Genomic DNA, 20221 nt, shown 5'->3' on the forward strand with positions numbered 1-20221 from the left:
ACAGGCGGCCCCCTTTACAATGACTCTCTCATCTTTTTGCGCTTTAGGTACTCATCTAATACTGCTTGGTTTGACTCAACAAATGTCATTTCTTCTTCCGAAGGATCTGTTCTCAACCATATGGAACTCTTTCCAGCTCTGAAAATGCCTTCACCCTTATCAGGGTTGTTAAATAAAATATCAATCTCACCATCAGTTAGATCAAAGTTCTCTCTTATCTTTTTCAAGTCTATTTTGGCTTGTTTGAAAAACAATAAAGTATGTGTGTTTTGAAGAATACCTCGGGCCTTTTTGCTTTCAAGAAGACGCACGAAGTCCTGTGAATCATATAAAATACCGCCGTTTCTTTTCCTAATTCTTCGGGCTACTTTTTCAAAAAAGTCTACCGTTTGTTCTGAATCAACAAATTGCCAGAGCTCAGGAGTTACAATCATCTTTTTCTTCTTAGCGTTATTGATGTTTTTAGCAAAATACTCCCATAAGTAATTGAAAATTACGTGGAAGCCAATTGGTCTTAGGTAAGATTCCTCGAGTTGTGAGATATTAAAGGCAACAAGGCGTGAATTTTCAAGACTATTGGTAACTCCTCGGCCTAAGAAGGTTTGGCCATCGAAAATAGGTTTACTTCCTGTGCGTAAGAATGGTTTTAATGCAGCAATTATACGTTCAGCTTTAGGTTCATTCCCGTATCTTTCAGTGATATAAGTATAAATTTGGAGCATTTCCGGCTCTGGTTTCCTTACTGACGATTGAAGGATTTGGCCATCTACTACTTTCACATCATTTTGGAATAAAGACGAAGGATGCGTCGTAATCTTAAGATCCTCGATGATATGTAAAAGAGCTTCTTCTAAATAATTCCTTTCAAAAACGTTTAATCTCTCATCGTTGTTTCCGGACACAACAACATCAAGGAAGTCTAAGCTTTGATTAACCTTTTCCCTAATGGGAACAAACCGTAAATATTTCTTTCCGTCTCTTTCAATGATTTCTTTGGTATCATCTTCTTCTAACAACTCAATTTCTTCATCATCTTTATCATCTAAGGGTATATCTGAGAAGTTGAGAGCGAACGGGTTAATAATAATATCTGATTCCTCGTTGATATCTAGATAAATTCCTCCCAGACGGTTAACCAGGAGCCTCATCTCGCCATCTGGATCAATAATTCCATAGTGAATGCCTGCAGTACTTAAGCCTCTGGCCACCTGTAGCTTCATTGCTAAGGTTTTACCACTACCTGATACCCCAAATATTGCAGAGTTATAATTATCAGGTCGATATTCCTCGTTACCGAATGGATTCAAAAACTCCTTTTGGCCTGTGATTTTATTAACTCCAATTGGAATACCACCGGTATACTTACCGCTACCGCTAATAAAGGGAGAAAATGTTGATAAAGCTCTTCTATCCATGTTTCTAAGTGAATCTTCAATGTGATTTTCCCCGAGCGGAAGAACGGAGAGAAAACCTTTCTTTACCCTGCTCCACGTAGAAGCTAAGGTGAAAAATCCTCCGTTCATCTCATCTTGCAAAAATTCACTAAAACGGTTTAACTCCTTAAGACTATTTGCATAAGCTACAGCATGCGTTCCAACTAGGAAAAAGTCATTATCACCAAATTGGATTTCTTCCATCAAAATTTCTGTGTCTGCAATCTTTGTCTCGAGCTCACTAATTTGATCTATATTCCCTTTTTTCTTTTGATAAAAAAGATTTGATTTTAACATAGTTAATTGCTTTTGAAGAGTTTTAATCGCATTTGTACGACCCATTTTATGAATATCAATTAGTACATCAACTTCTCCTGTACTAGTTAAAGCTGATAACCAGTTGGTCTGCATCTTCCGAGGATAGCCACCTCTTGGTATATAAAATGGGCGAAAAAATGTCTTTGTACCTAGGGACTGTTTAATCGTTCCATAGTCTTCTGCATTAATCTTTAAACCATCTGGGGAGATGATATCCCAGAAATTTGGTTTAGACTCTATTTGATAAGCAACTGTCTCATCTGATATTTGCTGGTCCAGCTCAGCTTGTTTAACTGGCGTTTTCGATTTTTGCACTGTTTTCTTTTTCAGCAATTTCATGTTCTGTCATCTCCTTCACTAGTTGAACTCTTATTTGGTCCTGATCAGCGGTTGAATACAAAGAAAAATTCTCACTTTCTTTGAGATTTTTAAGTTTTAAGCCAGCTGCCGTACGACGATTTAAAGCATGATAGAAAATATCCAAAATTCCTTCGCTATCTAAAACTTTCAAACCAATTTCTGCTTTTCTTAGTGAACTTGCTGCTGTATTGATTCTTCGTATGATCTCTTGTTTTGCTTTCTCTGTGATTTTTTCTTGAAGCTCATCTTCTGTATCAGCAGTTATGCTACTTGTTTTCACTTGATACTGGAAAATGATATAGGCCTTTGTTTCGAAGCGTGGAGAATAATTTTGCCATTGTTCAAGTTCTTTAATTAAGCTATCGCCGTATGAAAGCGCGTTTGGATGGAGATCTTCTGTATTTCTTAATTCCTTTCTCATATTTTCAATGGGATGAGAAAGATCGATAAAACGATTTTGTAGGTACCAAATCACTTGGTAATCTAAAGTTGCTAACCACGTTTCAAAGGCAACATCGATGGTCTCTTGCTCTGAATTAGATTTAAGGAAGTAATTCACTGGATCCACTTCGCAGTACATAACAAACCGGTTATCTGTGAGATGGAGCATGTTGTCCTTTATATCAACAACACTAGACAAGAGATCTTCCATTAAATTAGGTTCTTGATCGATTTCAATAGTGTTTATTGCCTTCTTCTGATTTCCAAGTGCTTTCTTACCATTAGAAATGGTTTGTTTTTTCGTTTGCTTTTTTTGAAATGGAATAATCGGCAACTTGGCCGCGAGTCTAAAAACGATCCAAGCTATTGAGCCGAAAATTAGTAAAAATATTAAGTCCTCCACTTCCTACTTCCTCCTTGTTAAAATTCTAAATTGAGACATCCACTGTTTAGGTTCTTGGCCTTTTCTCCAAACTCCAATTTCATCTTTGTATCTGAATTTTGTGAGCAGATACTGATCGAGAAACATGTGATACTTTTCTCTTCTCCAAAAACCAAGGGGTAAAAAGATGACAGCAAAAGGAAAAGCTAAGAGTACGGTAGTAATAATTCCACCTATATATCCGCTTAACATTATTCCTACTTTCCAACCAAAAGGAGCAACTATGTAAATTAACGCTCCACATACCAGGCAATAAATAAGTTGACGAGTAGAAACAATCCCAAGTATGGTTTTTTGCTCAGATGTCATATCAACCGGAACAGTCACTTTTCTCATATAAAACACACTCCTATACACATTCCATCCCTCTACAAACACTGGAAATAATGTTTGAAAATAAATTTTTACCCTCCTGTATTAAGAAGGGTAAAGTAGTAATTATTTAATTAAGCTCCAAAACCTTGAACGAAGCCGGCAATTGTCAAACATTTATATACGACCCATCCACCTACACAAGCCATTGCTAATCCACCAAAGGCTTGTGCCCTTGCTTGTGGGTTTGTTTGTGCTGCAGATAATTTGGTTCCTGCGAAAATGAGACATGCTATAACCCAAAACCCTGCAAAAAACATGATAGTTGTTAAAAGTGCATTCATATCTTTAAATAGTCCAGCAGATCCTTTCTTTGAATATCCAGTTACTTTAGAAAACGGATCGGTTGCTGCACTTGCTGAGATTGGATGTGATAATACCATTGCTGCTCCTAAGATTGGAAGCGTATTAAATAGGAAATTCAATTTGCTTTTTAAGTTAAATGGTTTCTTCATCTTATTTTCCTCCTTCTTTTTTTTCGAGATGGTTTGCATTCACTTCACCCTCCTTTAAAAACGCAAAAAAGCCCCGAAGCGAGAAAAATAATTTACATTTTTCTCGCTTCGGGGCATCCCGTTTAGGTTATGTAGTTTTTAATATCTCCAATATAATCCAAATAAAGACAAAGAGCAATACATTTTCCTATTAATCTCTTGTAATCAATAATGGATTGGTATAAAATTACAATATAGTAATAAAGTACTACGTTTTATACCCTAATAGGAAATGGAGGGAAAGTAAATGTGGGAATTTGCAAATATATGGTTGTCTTATAGAAGAGGTAAAGCAGCGGGTTTACCTGGATTAATTGCAATTATTGTGTTCTTAATCTTTTGCCACACGTTTGATGAAATGCTTTCAGTTTATAAATGGTTACAACTAGATGATCTATTTCGATACTTGAAAATTATTCAAAATGATGGTTTTCACATTGAAGTATTAATTTTGGGGTTCTTAGGCTCCTTGCTTGCTTTAGCAGCAATAATATTAGGGCTATTAACAGTTTTTATGTTAGGTACCATTCTGTATACCTTCATATTTGAATATATTACTCCAGAACAAAAAAGAAAAAGAAGGATTGAAAGACTAAATGCTCAGGGAATTTACTATATTCCTGAAAAAGAACCAAAGGCTAAAAAGGTGAAATACCCTAAGCCAGTGAAGTACAAGGAAGGAATGAATCCAAGAAGAATGGCAGCAACAAGTAGACGAAAGTATTGATTAATTAGAGACTCTGAATTTCAGAGTCTTTTTTATAGAATACCATCTATTGGTAAAATACATTATAATTTATGCAATGTATTTTATTAAAAGGAGTGATTTCAATGAAGTATGAAAATGCAAATGAAATATTCCCATTAATGAAAGACGAGGTAACCGCAAAAAAAGCGGAAACTATTTTTCACTATATCTTTGATAATTTCACAGATTCAAAAGTTGTATCGTTAAGAAGCTGTATTTCAATCGCTAAACAAGGTGATAACCATAGAAAGTATGCCACTATTTCTGTTGAAAATGGTAACTCCCTCCTTCTCCACTATCCCTTAGAACTACGAGAAAAAATTTCCATAAATGCTTCTAAATATAAAATCAAATTTTCGATTCCGAGAAGATACGGAAATCAAATTAATATTAAGCTGGATGATATATTGAGTTTAGATGATCTGCATGAATTAATTGAGATCGCCTATAAAAATCCAAGGATGAAAAAGAGTGCAATTATCTAATTTTGCGCAATATTTCAAATAATTTAGAAAAATTTATACAATTTTGTGCAGCAATCGCGTCCTATTGTGGAAGATCTTAAAATTATTATTTCTTACTGAACTAAAGCACCCGTCAGCATCCGTTAGTTCAATAAAAAAAAGCTGTTTCAGGTAACTCACCCTTTTGCTGAATGCTACGTGCTATGTGTTTTATTCAGGGCTTCACGTAACGCATTTGCTAATTTGAAAGGATCGTCATTCGCCCAAAAATGTAAAAAGAACAGACGTGGATTCTCTATTAACATGTGATTATGTAAGGCAGTTACTTCAATACCACGCATACGTAAAGCCCGAACAACAGGATTTACTTCTGTTGCTGTTAGAACAAAATCCCCAGTTATTGCTGCTTTCCCATTTTGTGTCGGCTGAAAATTTATAGATGTCGCAACCCCCATAGCAGGAGGGATTTCCATGCCATTTTCCATGATTTTTTCTAACCGGGGAATACTTACATGATAAACGCCATTTGAAACCGTACCTTTATGTCTCAAGATCTTATCAAGCTTCTGTTTATCAATGGGAAAGGAAGCCGATTTGACTGCTGTGTTCTTTGATATTGTTGTTAGTTGTAATCCAGAACTTATTGCTTTCGCTAATTGAACTGGATTACCATGTCCTTCAATGTGCAAATACATAATTCGAGGCGTTTCACCTAATAAATGGTTATGTAGTGCTGAAACTTGAATTCCTTGATGAATTAGCTCAGTCATGACAGGCTGAATTTCTTTTTCCACAAGGACTAAATCGCCCATGACCATTGTTTGTTTAAAAGCAACCCAACCTCCTAAAGCCAATCCAGTGCGGATTGGTGTCCCCTTTACAGTTACTTTCAAATCATTACGTGGCAGGCTGACATAAAAGACTTCGCCCGGCTTCATTTCACCTGGTTTTCCTATTTCTTTCTCAACAAGTTTCCATTGTGGTAAAAGATTTCTTAAATGCGAATGGTTAGGAAAAGACAAATTCATTGAATGAATAAAGGTAGGGAATGTTAGATCAACAATCAAAACCACAACTAAAAAAACAATTAGTTTCAAATACTTCCGTATATACATAGAGAATAACTCCCTTTTGAATGTAATTTGATTTCGATATTAATATCCCCAAACCATGTTATTTCATGAGCTGTCGAACTCCACATTACATTAGTCTTTTCTCGAAATTAAGAGGTCTAACTACATAAATAAAGACCATTAATTGATTATGTTAAGGGGTCTTTATTTTTACAGGACAGATGCTGTTTTATTACTAGCTGTTTTTGGATTTAATTTAATTCTAAAAAATAAGAATATTGCTCGAACATATAAATCGATGGCAATGGAAAGCCAGACGCCTGCTATTCCCATCCCTAAATGAATTCCAAGGATATACACACCTAAAACCCGAATAACCCACATTCCAATTGCTGTGCTATACATTGGGCTTTTCGTATCTCCTGCACCTTGTAAGGCACCAGCCAACACTAACCCAACCGCTAATGCCGGTTGAGCGAAAGAATCAATTCTTAAAGCGGTAACGACCATATCAATTGCATTTTTATCTGTAGTAAACCAAGTGGCAAACCAAGGGGATAAGAAAAATAAAAGAACACCAATAAAAGACATGAATGCAATGGCAATTCCTGTCGTAAACATTCCATACTGATAAGCATCTTTATATCGTTTTGCCCCAACGCTCTGCCCTACCAGGGTAGTTGCAGCTATTTCCAAACCATATCCCGGCATATAAGAAAACGTTTCAATATTTCCTGCAATTTATCCCCCCTTGGGGGATACAAAGTCAAAAAAAATAGACCAAATCGATTCAAATGGTCCGTAAATCTTATTAATCTATACTGCCCGTTAGTTTAAGGCATTTCTTCACAATTTCACATAAATATCCAGTTTTGCTTTGAGAGCCTTATTCCATTAAATGGCCCGTTTGTTAAATAAAAAAAGAGCTTACCATTTCGGCAAGCTCACTTGAAAAGTCCTTTCAATTAATTATGAAATATATTCTAACAAATATTGAAAGAATTCTAAGAAATTATGAAAAATCACACTAGAATAGTTTCTGAATGGTAGGGATCTTGAAGTTATTTAATATGTCGTCTATTCCCTTTCCATCTAATTCGTTCCATAGAATCAAGTTTGCTGAGTAATTTCGTTTTTTAAGTTCTTTAGCACACTCAAATAAATGGTGTTTTACGGAGGGATTATTGGCTGAGTCAGCATCAAAGCAGAGGTTCACTGTATCAACTCCCATTCTTTCTAAAACAGGAAGTGCTAACCTCCAGCTGTTTACACCTGGAATTGATACAATAGTTGTGCCTACAATACTTAATTCTTCTGGATCTAAGAGCTCCTCTAACTTATCTGCAGCAATATCTCCTTTTAAAAGTCCTTCTCCAAGCCATGCAGTTTTGGCTTTTTTTAATTCACCTTTCCTCCACTTTTTTAGTTGGCCGGATGGTACGGAAATGTGTACCGGGAGCGGATTACCAGCTCCAGTCCCCCCCTCTTCATTAGCTGAAGAGAACCAAAAGTATTTCTGTCCTTTTGATACCTTAATTTCACCAAGATATTTCCCTTGATAGTGGACTTGTTTCGGTACACCTATTTCTAGTGAACCTTCCCAAAAGATCTCTCCTTCAATTAGAAATTGAACTTTATTTGGTTGCTCGGCCACTCTGGCCATAAAGGCTGCGTGTCTAGAGTCTAATACTGTGACAAAGTTCTTTACCTGGTCTACACGGTACTGAAAACCAACAATTTGGTTATACTCATTCCTTGCTGGTATTAAAAGTCCCGCATTGCCCTTCATTGTAAGGTACTTTCCATATTGACCGTCTCGTACAAAAAATCCAGGAACACCAACAAAATCATTATCACCTAAACGAGCAGCAATTTCTTTTACAGCTTGCCAAGGCTTCTCCGGGAATGATCTATAACCCCTTGCTGTAATTTGATCTTCTTTTAGCTGGCGTTCTTGTCCTTTAAGCATCTCCTTATGTTTAGGACTAACTGATAGACAATTTAGCATCGCTTGGAATATTCGATCAAGGTCTGCACTCACCTTTTTAGGATTGTCCGGTACATCAGGTATAGAACTAAAATCAATTTTTGGATAGTTTTTACCGTTAAGAAAATGTAAATGACCGGGTATTGCGCTATTTTTTGCCCAAGCTATGTCACTAGACACTCTGCAACACACCACCCGATTGCCATCTTCATGGATCATGCACATATTGGAATGACCACAGATATAGCAACGCTCTTTCATAAATTCATACCAAGGGCCCCCCTTTGCCGAAGTTCTCCTAAAATCTTTAGACATGCTATTCTCTCCCCTTTTATTAAATAACTGCTTTAAAGCGGGCTTTATTAATTGGTGGCATTACCGTTACAACTAAATAACCGTTTACTTTTTCTTGAGACAAAATCACCACAATAGGGTTATCATCCATATCCTTACCTTCTACCGTTAAAGTAGGGCATATTCGATTCAGCTTAATATTATGCCCCCTTTCAATACCGGTAACATTGCCGGTCAGAAGGCTGCGGACAATATCTTTTGATGTATAACCCCTTTTGTTCATTTGTTTCTTAGAATGACTCCCTAGTTGAATGTAGCCTTGTTTACTTAACAAAGTTTTTCTTACCTCTCGCATTGCAGTGACCTCAAACATTTATAATCCCTCCTCAAGAATTTTTGGCAAACAAAAAGACCTTTGGGGAAATGAATACACTTAAAGTGTTTGCATTTGCCCAAAGGCCTGTTATTTTTACTACACCTGCGAACGAAGTGTTGCAGAACATAAAAGTTAATACAAAGAAAATTATGAGGTAATCTTATCATATTAGACTTTTGATTTCCATATTAATCCACGTTGGATTTTATCTTTTACGTTCTTGATGGTGTGTATCATGCTTTTTGGGTTATCTGGTTCGATGCCAAACAAATGCATGGTTAAATTTTTATATCCGTCTTCCAATACCTGCTCTGCTCCCCTTTGTTTAATCAGAGGGTAATTCTGATACTCGTTGTTTATCATCTGATGATGCATATCTGGAATTGCAGCAATTATTGGGATGCCTAATCTTTCGGCAAGCTGCTCTTTTTGGGTAATGGAGTGATCGCGATGGAAAACTAGATGGCAGCTTATTCCCTTCTTTTCCAGCTGTTTAATATGATCTTTCCATTCAAGTACTTGATGTACCTGATTATTAACGAGAATCCATAACTCATTAACTGATGACAGTTGAGATTCGATAAAGTTCTCCAATTTTCCTGTTGGTAAATCCATTAAGAGGACGTCATTGAATTTCATGGCGTTGAAATAAAGATATAAGGATTTTTCATCCCATTCATATTTCATATCCTTTGCTGGGTTAACAGGATACCAGTTTACTCCCGCATACTCCCATTTTACGTCAGTGGGATTTATGTTTTCTTCAAATAGATAAGTGCTAAACGAATGCCAATTTTGCGGTTGTGTGGAATACTGTTTCAAAAGACTCTTAATACGGTAATTCGTACCCAGCATCTCTATAACACCGACAGATATCGGCATTTTCGATAAATACAAAGCAAAATTTATAACAAAAGTTGAAACACCTACATTCGTAATTGGGGACCAAATGGCAATCGTCTTTTGTGTTCTTGTCCTTTGCCAAATCGGGGGTGCTAAGCTCTCTTTTAGAATGAGGATTTTTTCTTCCCAATTCATGATATTTTTGTTGTCCTGGTTAGTTTCGGATACTTCCACAACATCTTCTTCCTGTTCAATCATTGTATTTTTATCCTGTATAACAGGATCTTTTTCAAATTGCTCATGAAACTCCGGAATGTGTTGCTTTCCAGTTACTTTAACCATTGCTTTTTGTCCTTTAAGCCAGGTCTTATAAGATAAATGATTTTCAAAACAAACAGCCTCTTTGCATGCATCGGGCTCACTACCGTTAAAACAGAAATATAGGATTTGCTCTAGACTTGGGTACCGTTCTTTATACTCCATTTCCTTAAATTCAAAATTTACAAAGGTATCTTCCAAAACAATAATTATTACCTTTGATGGTACATCCTCATAACTGGCTTCTCCTGTTGAGTACTCCAATTCCACTTGAATATAATCCGGATAAATTTTTGCAAGATCTGCAGACACAATCTCTTTTAAGCTTTCATCAACAATTCCGCTTAATAAATACATTGCCCGCTCCCATCAATTCTTTGAAATAATTGGTTAATGTTTTCTTCAAATTTTTTAGTCAGTGGAGTTTTGTAATTTAAGACTTTAGTTAAATAACTATTTGAACAGTTAAGAAGATGCGCTATTTCATGCTGCTTCTTCCCGGACCGTTTGATGACAATGGTTAAGGCTTCTACTTTCGTTTCTATTTGGATTTGACTTAAATCCATAGTAAATCCCCCTTTCAAAAAAAAACGCCCAAATTAGCCATCTACAATGGCCAAAATGAGCGTTCGTCACTTCTTATATTTATGTGAGATAAGTATATCACATTTAACATATTTTCCTAGTTATTTATTAAATCTGTTATAAACAACCATGGGGCACATCAGACAGAATAAAAAAGTTGAAACGTATAGTTTTTTAAGGATTTTCCCCTACTACTCTGATCAGAGCTCTGTTTTACTATTTCCTATGACACCGGCTATTTTGCTTATTCATCCATGTTGCTGGCGATTTTTCTCACATACGACCAGGACTTAATTTCCAGGAAGAATATTGAAGTAGCAAATCCCATGCTATACAATAACCTTACATACAAAAAAAGGAAGTGAATTGCATGAAAAAACTAAGTACCTTTCTTCTGACATGCGGATTAGTTGTTGGTCTATCTAGTGGTGTAAATGCGGAAGCTAAAACTTCTGTCACAAAAGTAAAAACGTACGAAAATTGTACCGCTCTGAACAAGGACTACAAGGGTGGCGTAGCTAGAAGCAAGAATGTAAAAAACAAAGGTGGCAAAACCCATTACAAACCTTATGTTTCAAAGGCCCTGTATGATGCCAACAAGAGCAAAGATCGCGACAAGGATCACATAGCGTGCGAACGTTAAAACTCACCAAGACCTTTCATTGACGATGAATAGGTCTTTTTAAATGCCAAAGAAGGCCTCAAAATATGAGATTTGGATTTAGGAAAAGTTTCAAAATAGCACTTGGTGTACGTTTGAACGTCAGTAAAAGCGGGGTCGGTGGTAAGGTTATTCACCAGTTGGACTTTGTAAAAACATACCCTCTTTGAGTACAAACGGAATAACCATTATACAGGTCACTTATGTAGGAATTGTGAAGTTACACAATCTTTTTCAAATGAGTTTAACCCTATAAAAATAGGGCAAAACAAGAACTGCAAATAAGAAGGAGGGATAGAGTGTCACGTGAACAGTTTCAAGAATGTATTGAAGAATGTCTAGCTTGTGTGAAGGCTTGTAATCACTGCTTTAATGCCTGTTTAGGTGAAGAAAACGTAAATATGATGGCGGAATGTATCAGACTTGATCGTGAATGTGCGGATATCTGTAGTTATGCTGCGGATGCCATGTCAAGAAACAGCCCATTCGCACAAGAGATATGCAGCCTTTGTGCACAGATCTGCGAAGCCTGTGGAAATGAGTGTAAAAAACATGATCACGACCATTGCCAGAAGTGTGCAAAAGCTTGCCTCCGTTGTGCTGAAGTCTGCCGTAAAATGGTGACCTAAAGGAAATCTCCACTCAGTATGAGTGGAGATTTTTACTTATATGGCAACCGTATAAATACTGTAGTTCCCTGAAGCGGATCACTAGTTATCCAGATTGTTCCCCCATGAGCCTCCACAAGTTGTTTGGATATGGTCAATCCAATTCCACTTCCTCCATATTTTCGATTCCTGGATTTTTCACTTCGGTAAAACCGCTCAAACACCTTTTTGACATCCTCAGCTGGGATGCCAATACCCGTATCTTTAATGGATATATGGGCGGCATTATTTTCTGTATGCGTTGATATAACGACACTTCCCCCGCGGGTGTAAATTTTAATGCATTCGTCAATAGGTTAATCAATACTTGAACCATACGTTTTTTGTCCAATAGCAGTTTGACATTTGCTGGATGGGGATATGTAAGACTAACTCCTTTTTGTAAATAGGACTCTATTAGGGGTTTAATACTTTGCTGTATGACTCGATCTAAATCCTCTGGTTTTTTTTCTAGCACAAAATCTGGAGCTTCAAGGGTGGTCAATTGCTCCAAGTCCTGAACCAAAAAAATTAGACGTTCGATCTCTTCCTTAAATGAATGAAAACGCTCAGGAGTAGCCTCAAAAATCCCATCCTCGACCGCCTCAAAATGGCTTTTAAGGGTAGCCAAAGGCGTTCGTAACTCATGGGCAATATCGCTGGTCATGTTCTTTCGTGCAGTCTCCTGCATTTCAAGTTGGGAAGCCAATTGGTTTAATGATTGTCCCAATTCTTGCAACTCATCATTTCCCTGAGTGTTAACTCTTACATGAAGATTTCCTTTTGCCATTTTTTCCGCTGCCATCCTCATCTGTACTAACGGTCTTGATAACTCTCTTGTTACAAAATAACTAATGATGCAAACCAGTATAAAGACTCCAAGAGAGGTCCATAAAATGGAGCCAATGACGGCTCTTTCAAAATGAAGTGTTAACGGTTTTATGGCTTTAAATTCGGGAGCATCCTTTTGAAACATTGAAAAATGATGATGAACTTCCAGCATGACGATCAGACTGGCAATAACGAGGATGACAGTGGCCACCAAAATAAAAATGATCGACAAGCGAGCATGCAGTCCTTTAATCTTCATAAGAAGTTCCTTTAAACTTGTAACCTACACCAAAAACGGTTTGTATGTAATGGGGGTTTTTAGGGTTGCTCTCAATTTTATGACGAAGGTTTTTAATATGCTGGTCAATCGCCCTGGTATCTCCCTCATAATCAAAGCCTAGTACTTTTTCCACGAGCTCATTCCTTGAAAACGTCCGTTTCGGATGCCTAGCAAAGACCAACAGAGTTTTATATTCATTGGGGGTCAGATTAACTTCAGTTCCCTTCAAGAACACTTCTTTCGAATTTGCATCAATGGTTAACTCTCCGTCATTATAGGAGATTCGCTCGGCAAGCAAATCATTATCATTAGACCTTCTTAAAATGGTTTTTACCCTCATCACCAGTTCTCTTGGGCTAAAAGGTTTCGTCATATAATCATCCGCACCCAAAACTAAACCGTTAATACGCTCCTCTTCCTTCACTTTTGCGGTTAGCATTAAAATCGGAATCGAAACCTCTTGCCTGATAAGTTGACAAACTTCTTCTCCTTTAATATCAGGTAGCATGAGATCTAAGATGACAAAATCAATGGGACTTTTCTTTATTTGTTTGATCGCTTCTTGTCCAGTTGAGGCCTCGATCGTTTGATAACCCTCGTTACGTAGGTAAGACGAAACAACTTCAAGTAATTTTGCTTCGTCATCCACAATCAAAATCGTTTTCATCGATCAAAATCCTTCCCAGCATCGTCTTATTTAATCCCATTATAAAGGAATAGCTAATGGAGTCCCTTATATTACACTCTTATCTTAACTTTGCTCCATACCTTCTTTAGATGAAAGCATTCAAGTATTAAGCTTAAAAGAGAGAATACCATCGTAAATCAGATGGTATTCTCTATAAAATGAATAAGCTTTATTAAGGTTGTAACTCGCCTTCAGTTACCCATTTATGATTCGTGACTTTTTCTCCGCCCGTTGTTGTTGTGTAATCAACCATATATACCGTTGTTTTTTCAGAGGAAACAATATCAGCAGTTGCCCCTTTCATTCCCTTCATATGATTCGCATTCAGTTTCACTTCTGTTCCAGCTTTTAACGTCTTATTTCCTGCATCCCTAATTTCCTCTTGGATGACCCATTTGTGATTTTCCACCCTTTTTCCACCAGTTGTTGGTGTATAGGAGACGACATACGCGGTTGTATCATAAGCACCGATGATCTTTGCTTTTGCCCCTTTCATTCCTTCCATATGGCTTGCTTTAATAATTGCTTGGCTGCCTACCTCATACTTTGGATTTATTGCTTCTTTTAACTCTTTGGGAACTTCACCTGAACCAGAATGGTTCATACCTTTATGGTTCATTTGGTTCATATCCTGTTTTTCATTTCCTTTTTCATCACTAGAACACGCACTTAAAGTAAGTGAGAGCGCAAGCAAAATGACTACAAATAAGCTGTTCTTTATGTTCATTTTATTTCCTCCTTTTAACCCATAAACCGAATATCTTTGTACTCTAATGAGGACATTATAAAAGGAAGTTATGAAGAAGTTATGAAGAAAAGACTGAAACATACTGTGTTTCCATTAACGCCTTTTTTGAAATTTTAGTTAGACACATATGAAATAAGATGACCCTTTAGAAGGGCCATCTTTTTGAACTCTTTTGGCTTAGATTGTTTATTATTTATTACTTTTGATAATATCGAAAATTTTCTTGGCTTGGTTTCAATCAACCCAGAGAATCCATCTTTACCTTGACCATTGGCATACACATTTACATCTTCACACGTTGTTCTACCTGTAAATGATCGTTTATTAAAAATTGTTTCAATGGCATCATCTACTTGCGTCGGCATCCTTAATGGATTGATTCACTTGGTCAGTTAAATCCAGATCAATGTACTTCTTCAAAGTAGTTTCCACATCCGCACCTGCTAAGATTTACGGACCATGAAGTCAGGTGTTCGTTTTGCTGTTTTAATTGCATCTGTTTTCCAATTATACTCTCCGTTAGATCCTATGGAATTATATGAAGTTATTAAAAACAAAATGATAAAAACACTTTCAAATGGATATTTAACGTGTATTTTAAAAGTTAGTTCAACCAAAAGGACCTCTGGATAAAAGGTCTTTTGTAATTTACTTTCCTATCCTTGTCATTAATTCAATAATTGCTGTTAATAAAAATGGACCTTCTAAATAGAAGGTCCATTGATGAAATTATCAAATTGGTTGATAATGCAACGTCTCCTCTATTCTCGCGAGCTTTATTTGTATATCTACCTTATCACCGTGTCGATCTTTCATCATATTATATAAATTTTCAACTAGGATTCTTACTTCATGATCTGCTATTTCTTTAGTTAGATTTGCTGTAAGAATGATTTGTCCTCTTGTAACTTTTGTATTTTCATTTTCCATATAAAACGGCAGCTTATTAATACTAATCTCAACTTCCTCTTTTGAAAGGGAAATCACGTTAATCTCACCAATTTGACGTTTTGTTTCGTAAGTGGACCAATAGTTAATTTCCCAAACTTCTCCTTTATCATGAGCGGCTATACACGATATGTACTTATCCGGATCGAGGAATAAGCAATCATCCGTTCGAGATATGATTCCTACTTTATTTTTATCAGCTTTCGGCTTTAAATTCCTCTTTGCTCTTTCTTCCAAGATGAATTTATACGCTCCATACGTTACTATGTCTTTTTTTGTTTGAAACAGGACTTTTTCTACAGAAGAGTACTGAACAAGCAACCAGGTCTCAAACTCAGCAGTTTCACCATGAGATACAATCTGTAATAACTCATTACTAGTATATCCGTTAATAATGCTAAATGTTTGTTCTTTTAGGATTCCTTCTGTTTGCATAAAGAACTGATCTGGAAATATAGCAGTTGGATCCTGAAGAGCAGTCTTAGCGATATAAAACCCTTGGAAGAACAAATCCGTTGAGTAATTATAGAATTTTTCGCTGAATTGATCTCTATCTGGTTTCTCTTTTATAGTTTTATAGAATTTCTGTTTATAGAAGTTATAAGAATGATTGTATTCTTTGATAAATTCCTTATCTTCGTTAAAGATATTGGTAAGCTCCCTTTGAACTTCTAAGTAAAGTGCAAACTCCTCTTGATTTAAATTCTTCTTTTCTATAATCATTTTTATTCTCTCCTTATATTGAAGCCTGTCATTTATTTGCTTTCTATTCTAATTGGAGGAGCTGGTCTATTATTTATAAACTTCCATGTATCCTGCTCCTGAATCATTGAAATGATAAATGTTTGTGTTTTGTTTAGTGAGTCACTAAATTCCAAGTAAAAGTAACCATCTGATGCACTTATTACAGGCTTGGTAATCTTATAATTGCTCGGTATAAAACCACTTTCTTTTATGGTTTTTTGTACTTCATCAATAAAAGAATCCGCATCTTTATTCTTTAGAAATTTTTTGCTTATTTTACTATCTCCGTAGGACTCCAAAAACGCCCTATATTGCGCCGAATGAATGTTTTGGGTATAGAATTCAAAAAGTATCTTTCCTGTGAACTGAGCGAACTCGACAGGGTCAGAATAGGATTGTCTTTGCTTTCCCTTGTTTGCAATTTGTTCTGCCTTTTCTTTAGGTACTTCATCCACAACTTGATTAATAGGTTTTTCCATTTTCTTATATATTTCATTTTCTTTTTTGGTTTGTTCTTTTGACAATTTATCTTTTTCATTCTCTGATAACTTTTTATGTACTTCAGCTGCTGTATGCTTGGCCAATTCTTGTTCCATTTTATTGTTAAAACATCCAGACAAAAAAGCTAAGCTGCCAATTGCAGCAATTACGATAACCCTTTTTCCGCTTTTCATATGGTCACCCTATATTTTTGGTATTGTAAATGCTTCTTATCTATCAGATTGGAAAAAAACGTACTGTGTAGTATGTTTGTTCTTTTTCTTACAGAACGGTAAAGATCTTCGGTTATCATGAGTTTTACTCCTACGGTTGATAACACTACAGGAGTATTTAAATGTGAAAACAAAGAAAAAATCAGATTCTTTTTATGTTCTTTATTTATAGTTGTTCTAATGGCGATGCCGTTTGTCATTCTTTTCCCGTATATATTTGCCCAAAGTATAATTGAATGAAAATCGATCTGTTTACTGCTATATATTTTCTTATCACCTTCGTACCATTCTGAATACAACAATTTGAACTGATCGGTTTCTTCCTCAATGATTAATTCAGAACGATTTAATACTAATTTCCTCTCCATCCCCTTCCCTACTATCGCTCTAATGTAATCAAGCATTTCTTCATTAAACGGAAGTCTAAAAGACAATTTTCCATTTACATTCAAAAATTCACCTTCTCCCAATAAACCTGCAAGAATTATTTGAGTTAATCCAGTAGGATGCATTTTTACCCCTCCAAAAAAAGCCCCTAAACAGAATCACCATCTTAAAGATGAGATTAGTTTAGGGGCTTCCCTTTTATTTTACATTTAATTACTTATATCTTATACGCTACTAATTGATTTATCAAGAAGTAATGGAGTCTGGCTCCAGGTAGGTTATTTGTTTACATTCATTTGCGAGAATGACAGCAGATGCGGTTTCAATCCCCATTCTACTTGCAATTTCTTCTATGGTTAATCCCTCATGGGTTAATAAATAATGAGCATATGCAAACCTAATATCATTGAGATTAAATTGAGGGACATTAAAATTCCTAGCAATCACTCTTAAATTAGAATAGATCGTCATTTTATTAACAGGATTTAAGGTTTCATTTTCTCTTTCTTTTGTAACAAATACATATGGAGAGTCATTAAACTGTGCTTGATTGTAATATTGCAAAAAGTAATCTGATTCTATTTCATTCAAAAAGATTGTTCTCTTATGGAGTCTAATCACTAACCCTGATTTCTCATAAGAGACATCATCTTTAATGAAATGAAAATCCGATGGCCTTAACCCATAAATAGAACAAATTAATATAGCTTTTCTTAATGGTGAGTAATCAACTCTTTCGAGTGCTTTGCTTTTCAATTCTTGAAATGCCTTATAGGACAAGATGGGTTTTTCCTCTTTTTTTACTTTGAACCTTTTTATTTTTACCATTGGATCATAAGGGATTTTATTTATCTCCCAGAGATAGTTAAAGAAGGATTTTAATATAGAATGTATTTTATTAATGCTGCTCTCTTTAATAGTGGATTTTTTAAAATTAAAATACTCTCTAATATGATCCGCCTTTATTTCATGCAGCTCCACTGAGCGATTGTAAGTTTGATCTAGGTAAGAGAAGAAATAATCAATTTGCCGCACATTTTCGTCTATTGTAGATTCACTTTTTTTATGTTGCATTAAATACTGTGAATAACCAAATTGCATAACATCCCTTCCCCTCTTACAAACTTATATATATTTTAGCATTAATTTCAGCATTATACTTTGATGTATGTTTACGTAATTTGGTAGATTTATTATAATGTGTTGGTAATTGTTTTATTTCTTAAAAATATTTTTCAGTATTATAATACTACAAGATACTGCTACGAACTAATTGAATTTATTGGACATAAAAAAGAACTTGTACGTTATCTTGTACAAGTTCTAATCTCTTTTAATGAGAAATTATCGTAATAAACAAGGCTATTGTTAAGTTAACAACCGCTAATCCTACAATAGTTTTATCCATTCTCTTTTGTACTTGCTGGCTAAAATAACCTAACATAATATCCCTCACTTTTTTAATTTTACATTTTTTTGCAGTTTATATTAGGATGAGATATATCACAAGTTTTTTTTCGATAAAATAAATCAGGCACCATGGTGAGTGTCGTTTTTATTCATATTCTTTTTTTAGTTTCTCCTCGAAGTTCGAATCTATATATCTTCTAATAAACAGCTCTTTTTTATATAGATCCTCCTCTACCTTAAAGAATCCAACTTTTTTAGTTCTCTCAGACTCAGGCTCTTCTTTCCACTTCTGCTCCGCCTCATCTTTTAATAGAGTTTCTATACGCTTGATTGTTATAATTTGCTCCAAGCGGTTCTCCCTCTCTTTAGACGGATCATTTAAATTAGTTATCAAAGTCTTTAAACCTTTCAAATCTTGTAGATCATTTTTTACAGTAGCAATGTCATTTGTTAGGTTCTCCGCTGCAGGTAATTGCGCGGGTTTATTATCCACTTTCTCTTCTATTGATTTGAATCTAGTCTCCATATATTGAATCATGTTTTTAAATAACTCTTGATTTGATTCTTGTAACTTCTCTAATGTAGTTTCATTCATGGTTGCTATTTCATTACTGGTTGGTCTGCTTTGTGTGTAATTCGGTTGATTTTGTACACTTTTTCTAAATGTCGTAAATATCTTTCGTATAGCGTTAAAGTTTAGTCCCTCTTCTTTGAGATCAGCTATCTTTCTAAGCTGGTCAATATCGTCTTGGGTATAATACCTGTTCTGATTGGAATCCCTATTAATTCTAAGGATCCCCTCCATCTCTTTTTCCCATTTCCTGATTGTACTAGTTGATAGTTCTAATTTTTCAGCTACTTCCTTAACAGTATATATTTGTTCGTTATAACTTTCCTCTACTCTATCATTCTGCATTTCATCAATATGTATATCTCTTCGATCGCTCATTTTCTAACCTCCTCAAGGTTGTTAGCAGCTAATAACCTAATTATACCATGAAATACAAGGGCTTGTATGCATTTAAACAATACCCTATCGTCTCTATTACAATCCCCTCTTTCATAAAAAACAATTAAATTACTAACCTTTTATACTTCGCATTACAACAGCTTATTAATCATTAAATGAACCCTTTTATCTTGTAGTCCAATACCCTTTACCACACCTTACAACTAGATTGTATGGATCATCCAGGGTTCAGGAGAAATCAATCTTTTACATTCAAAAATCAAGGCCTTCCACAATCAAAAACAAGGTATCACTTCATACGTTGCACATTCTAATCCAACGTATTTTTATTTAGTGTATAATCTATTAGATGTGGAAAGTTAACGTATTAGTTTTTGCGTGACAACGCATTGGATTTCTACTAACAAGGAGGTTGTACGATCCATACAACCTTTTTGCACGGATCATCCGGAGTTCAGGTAAAACAATCCTTTATACTCAAAAAAACAAGGCTTTCCACAATAAGAAACAAGGTATCACTTCATACGTTGTACATTCTAATCCAATGTATTTTTATTAAGCGTATAATTCGTTAGATAACAAAAGATAATGTTTTAGTTTTCACGTAACAACGCGTTGGATAGTCGCTAGCAAGGGGGTTATACAA

General features: G+C 35.5%; 23 protein-coding genes and 2 pseudogenes. 5 read left to right on the plus strand and 20 right to left on the minus strand.

The features are described 5' to 3' along the window. Positions 1–14: 14 nt before the first annotated feature. The 4 genes from LCY76_RS23345 to LCY76_RS23360 all read right to left on the minus strand — a co-directional run bounded on the left by LCY76_RS23345 (position 15) and on the right by LCY76_RS23360 (position 3821). Positions 15–2090 (minus strand): VirB4 family type IV secretion system protein, encoded by a 2076-nt coding sequence (locus LCY76_RS23345; RefSeq protein WP_248254890.1) that lies wholly within the window; start codon positions 2088–2090, stop codon positions 15–17. Beyond that, positions 2041–2955: a hypothetical protein gene (locus LCY76_RS23350; protein WP_248254891.1), complete on the minus strand. Its 915-nt coding sequence runs from the start codon at positions 2953–2955 to the stop codon at positions 2041–2043. The genes LCY76_RS23345 and LCY76_RS23350 overlap by 50 nt, the downstream gene beginning before the upstream one ends. A gap of 3 nt (positions 2956–2958) precedes the next feature. Next, complete coding sequence (locus LCY76_RS23355) at positions 2959–3330, minus strand: PrgI family mobile element protein (protein WP_248254892.1); 372 nt, start codon at positions 3328–3330, stop codon at positions 2959–2961. A gap of 110 nt (positions 3331–3440) precedes the next feature. Next, positions 3441–3821: a hypothetical protein gene (locus LCY76_RS23360; RefSeq protein WP_248254893.1), complete on the minus strand. Its 381-nt coding sequence runs from the start codon at positions 3819–3821 to the stop codon at positions 3441–3443. A gap of 286 nt (positions 3822–4107) precedes the next feature. Here LCY76_RS23360 and LCY76_RS23365 point away from each other — a divergent pair, with 286 nt between their 5' ends. Together LCY76_RS23365 and LCY76_RS23370 are read left to right on the plus strand one after the other, a co-directional pair. Then, positions 4108–4587 (plus strand): hypothetical protein, encoded by a 480-nt coding sequence (locus LCY76_RS23365; protein WP_248254894.1) that lies wholly within the window; start codon positions 4108–4110, stop codon positions 4585–4587. Positions 4588–4691: 104 nt separating this feature from the next. Continuing rightward, positions 4692–5093, plus strand: coding sequence for a hypothetical protein (locus tag LCY76_RS23370; protein WP_248254895.1), 402 nt, complete (start codon positions 4692–4694; stop codon positions 5091–5093). Between the two features lie 173 nt (positions 5094–5266). Here the strand turns inward: LCY76_RS23370 and LCY76_RS23375 are convergent, their stop codons facing one another. From LCY76_RS23375 to LCY76_RS23400, 6 genes are all read right to left on the minus strand, one after another. After that, positions 5267–6187: a DUF1259 domain-containing protein gene (locus LCY76_RS23375; protein WP_248254896.1), complete on the minus strand. Its 921-nt coding sequence runs from the start codon at positions 6185–6187 to the stop codon at positions 5267–5269. Positions 6188–6355: 168 nt separating this feature from the next. Next, the gene (locus tag LCY76_RS23380; RefSeq protein ID WP_336606291.1) at positions 6356–6886 is read right to left on the minus strand and encodes an MATE family efflux transporter; all 531 of its coding nucleotides are present in this window, start codon (positions 6884–6886) and stop codon (positions 6356–6358) included. Positions 6887–7172: 286 nt separating this feature from the next. Then, a complete protein-coding gene (locus LCY76_RS23385) occupies positions 7173–8447 on the minus strand; it encodes a DUF3854 domain-containing protein (RefSeq protein WP_248254897.1) in 1275 nt (424 codons plus the stop codon). 19 nt (positions 8448–8466) lie between these two features. Continuing rightward, the gene (locus LCY76_RS23390; protein WP_248254898.1) at positions 8467–8799 is read right to left on the minus strand and encodes a DUF4258 domain-containing protein; all 333 of its coding nucleotides are present in this window, start codon (positions 8797–8799) and stop codon (positions 8467–8469) included. Between the two features lie 171 nt (positions 8800–8970). Further along, complete coding sequence (locus tag LCY76_RS23395; RefSeq protein WP_248254899.1) at positions 8971–10320, minus strand: hypothetical protein; 1350 nt, start codon at positions 10318–10320, stop codon at positions 8971–8973. Then, positions 10308–10529, minus strand: a complete 222-nt coding sequence (locus tag LCY76_RS23400) for a hypothetical protein (protein WP_248254900.1) — start codon at positions 10527–10529, stop codon at positions 10308–10310. Before LCY76_RS23400 ends, LCY76_RS23395 begins: the two co-directional genes overlap by 13 nt. 389 nt (positions 10530–10918) lie before the next feature. Here LCY76_RS23400 and LCY76_RS23405 point away from each other — a divergent pair, with 389 nt between their 5' ends. The 3 genes from LCY76_RS23405 (at position 10919) to LCY76_RS23415 (ending at position 11838) form a co-directional block, all read left to right on the plus strand. Beyond that, positions 10919–11191, plus strand: a complete 273-nt coding sequence (locus LCY76_RS23405; protein ID WP_248254901.1) for an excalibur calcium-binding domain-containing protein — start codon at positions 10919–10921, stop codon at positions 11189–11191. A gap of 65 nt (positions 11192–11256) precedes the next feature. Then, on the plus strand, positions 11257–11379 hold the full coding sequence (locus tag LCY76_RS23410; protein WP_248254902.1) for a DUF4236 domain-containing protein: 123 nt from the start codon (positions 11257–11259) through the stop codon (positions 11377–11379). Between the two features lie 129 nt (positions 11380–11508). After that, positions 11509–11838, plus strand: coding sequence for a four-helix bundle copper-binding protein (locus tag LCY76_RS23415; protein WP_248254903.1), 330 nt, complete (start codon positions 11509–11511; stop codon positions 11836–11838). A 32-nt stretch (positions 11839–11870) separates the two neighbouring features. Here the strand turns inward: LCY76_RS23415 and LCY76_RS23420 are convergent, their stop codons facing one another. From LCY76_RS23420 to LCY76_RS23465, 10 genes and pseudogenes are all read right to left on the minus strand, one after another. Beyond that, entirely contained in the window at positions 11871–12170 is a 300-nt protein-coding gene (locus tag LCY76_RS23420) for a sensor histidine kinase (protein WP_336606292.1), read from the minus strand. A gap of 233 nt (positions 12171–12403) precedes the next feature. Continuing rightward, positions 12404–12946 (minus strand): annotated as a pseudogene (locus LCY76_RS24090) (HAMP domain-containing protein); the annotation flags it as partial. Then, on the minus strand, positions 12936–13634 hold the full coding sequence (locus LCY76_RS23430) for a response regulator transcription factor (RefSeq protein ID WP_248254904.1): 699 nt from the start codon (positions 13632–13634) through the stop codon (positions 12936–12938). The gene LCY76_RS23430 and the pseudogene LCY76_RS24090, both read right to left, overlap by 11 nt. A 193-nt stretch (positions 13635–13827) precedes the next feature. Further along, a complete protein-coding gene (locus LCY76_RS23435) occupies positions 13828–14382 on the minus strand; it encodes a YdhK family protein (protein ID WP_248254905.1) in 555 nt (184 codons plus the stop codon). Positions 14383–14636: 254 nt separating this feature from the next. Further along, positions 14637–14936 (minus strand): annotated as a pseudogene (locus tag LCY76_RS23440) (alkaline phosphatase); the annotation flags it as partial. 199 nt (positions 14937–15135) lie between these two features. After that, entirely contained in the window at positions 15136–16074 is a 939-nt protein-coding gene (locus tag LCY76_RS23445) for a hypothetical protein (protein WP_248254906.1), read from the minus strand. A 32-nt stretch (positions 16075–16106) separates the two neighbouring features. Next, positions 16107–16769, minus strand: a complete 663-nt coding sequence (locus LCY76_RS23450; RefSeq protein ID WP_248254907.1) for a hypothetical protein — start codon at positions 16767–16769, stop codon at positions 16107–16109. Then, on the minus strand, positions 16766–17320 hold the full coding sequence (locus tag LCY76_RS23455; protein ID WP_248254908.1) for a hypothetical protein: 555 nt from the start codon (positions 17318–17320) through the stop codon (positions 16766–16768). The genes LCY76_RS23450 and LCY76_RS23455 overlap by 4 nt, the downstream gene beginning before the upstream one ends. 121 nt (positions 17321–17441) lie before the next feature. After that, positions 17442–18296: a tyrosine-type recombinase/integrase gene (locus LCY76_RS23460; RefSeq protein WP_248254909.1), complete on the minus strand. Its 855-nt coding sequence runs from the start codon at positions 18294–18296 to the stop codon at positions 17442–17444. Between the two features lie 454 nt (positions 18297–18750). Then, positions 18751–19554 carry a helix-turn-helix domain-containing protein gene (locus LCY76_RS23465; RefSeq protein WP_248254910.1) on the minus strand — a complete coding sequence of 268 codons (804 nt, stop codon included), beginning with the start codon at positions 19552–19554 and terminating at the stop codon, positions 18751–18753. Positions 19555–20221 lie beyond the last annotated feature (667 nt).

Origin of the sequence: Fictibacillus marinisediminis (assembly GCF_023149135.1) — a bacterium.
GTDB classification, from domain to species: Bacteria; Bacillota; Bacilli; order Bacillales; family Fictibacillaceae; genus Fictibacillus_C; species Fictibacillus_C marinisediminis.

Excerpts from the sequence above, each read along its gene's own strand:
- LCY76_RS23345 (WP_248254890.1), bottom strand. The coding sequence starts at position 2,090 with ATGAAATTGCTGAAAAAGAAAACAGTGCAAAAATCGAAAACGCCAGTT.
- LCY76_RS23355 (WP_248254892.1), bottom strand. The coding sequence starts at position 3,330 with ATGAGAAAAGTGACTGTTCCGGTTGATATGACATCTGAGCAAAAAACC.
- LCY76_RS23360 (WP_248254893.1), bottom strand. The coding sequence starts at position 3,821 with ATGAAGAAACCATTTAACTTAAAAAGCAAATTGAATTTCCTATTTAAT.
- LCY76_RS23365 (WP_248254894.1), top strand. The coding sequence starts at position 4,108 with ATGTGGGAATTTGCAAATATATGGTTGTCTTATAGAAGAGGTAAAGCA.
- LCY76_RS23370 (WP_248254895.1), top strand. The coding sequence starts at position 4,692 with ATGAAGTATGAAAATGCAAATGAAATATTCCCATTAATGAAAGACGAG.
- LCY76_RS23375 (WP_248254896.1), bottom strand. The coding sequence starts at position 6,187 with ATGTATATACGGAAGTATTTGAAACTAATTGTTTTTTTAGTTGTGGTT.
- LCY76_RS23385 (WP_248254897.1), bottom strand. The coding sequence starts at position 8,447 with ATGTCTAAAGATTTTAGGAGAACTTCGGCAAAGGGGGGCCCTTGGTAT.
- LCY76_RS23390 (WP_248254898.1), bottom strand. The coding sequence starts at position 8,799 with ATGTTTGAGGTCACTGCAATGCGAGAGGTAAGAAAAACTTTGTTAAGT.
- LCY76_RS23395 (WP_248254899.1), bottom strand. The coding sequence starts at position 10,320 with ATGTATTTATTAAGCGGAATTGTTGATGAAAGCTTAAAAGAGATTGTG.
- LCY76_RS23400 (WP_248254900.1), bottom strand. The coding sequence starts at position 10,529 with ATGGATTTAAGTCAAATCCAAATAGAAACGAAAGTAGAAGCCTTAACC.
- LCY76_RS23405 (WP_248254901.1), top strand. The coding sequence starts at position 10,919 with ATGAAAAAACTAAGTACCTTTCTTCTGACATGCGGATTAGTTGTTGGT.
- LCY76_RS23410 (WP_248254902.1), top strand. The coding sequence starts at position 11,257 with ATGAGATTTGGATTTAGGAAAAGTTTCAAAATAGCACTTGGTGTACGT.
- LCY76_RS23430 (WP_248254904.1), bottom strand. The coding sequence starts at position 13,634 with ATGAAAACGATTTTGATTGTGGATGACGAAGCAAAATTACTTGAAGTT.
- LCY76_RS23435 (WP_248254905.1), bottom strand. The coding sequence starts at position 14,382 with ATGAACATAAAGAACAGCTTATTTGTAGTCATTTTGCTTGCGCTCTCA.
- LCY76_RS23445 (WP_248254906.1), bottom strand. The coding sequence starts at position 16,074 with ATGATTATAGAAAAGAAGAATTTAAATCAAGAGGAGTTTGCACTTTAC.
- LCY76_RS23450 (WP_248254907.1), bottom strand. The coding sequence starts at position 16,769 with ATGAAAAGCGGAAAAAGGGTTATCGTAATTGCTGCAATTGGCAGCTTA.
- LCY76_RS23455 (WP_248254908.1), bottom strand. The coding sequence starts at position 17,320 with ATGCATCCTACTGGATTAACTCAAATAATTCTTGCAGGTTTATTGGGA.
- LCY76_RS23460 (WP_248254909.1), bottom strand. The coding sequence starts at position 18,296 with ATGCAATTTGGTTATTCACAGTATTTAATGCAACATAAAAAAAGTGAA.
- LCY76_RS23465 (WP_248254910.1), bottom strand. The coding sequence starts at position 19,554 with ATGAGCGATCGAAGAGATATACATATTGATGAAATGCAGAATGATAGA.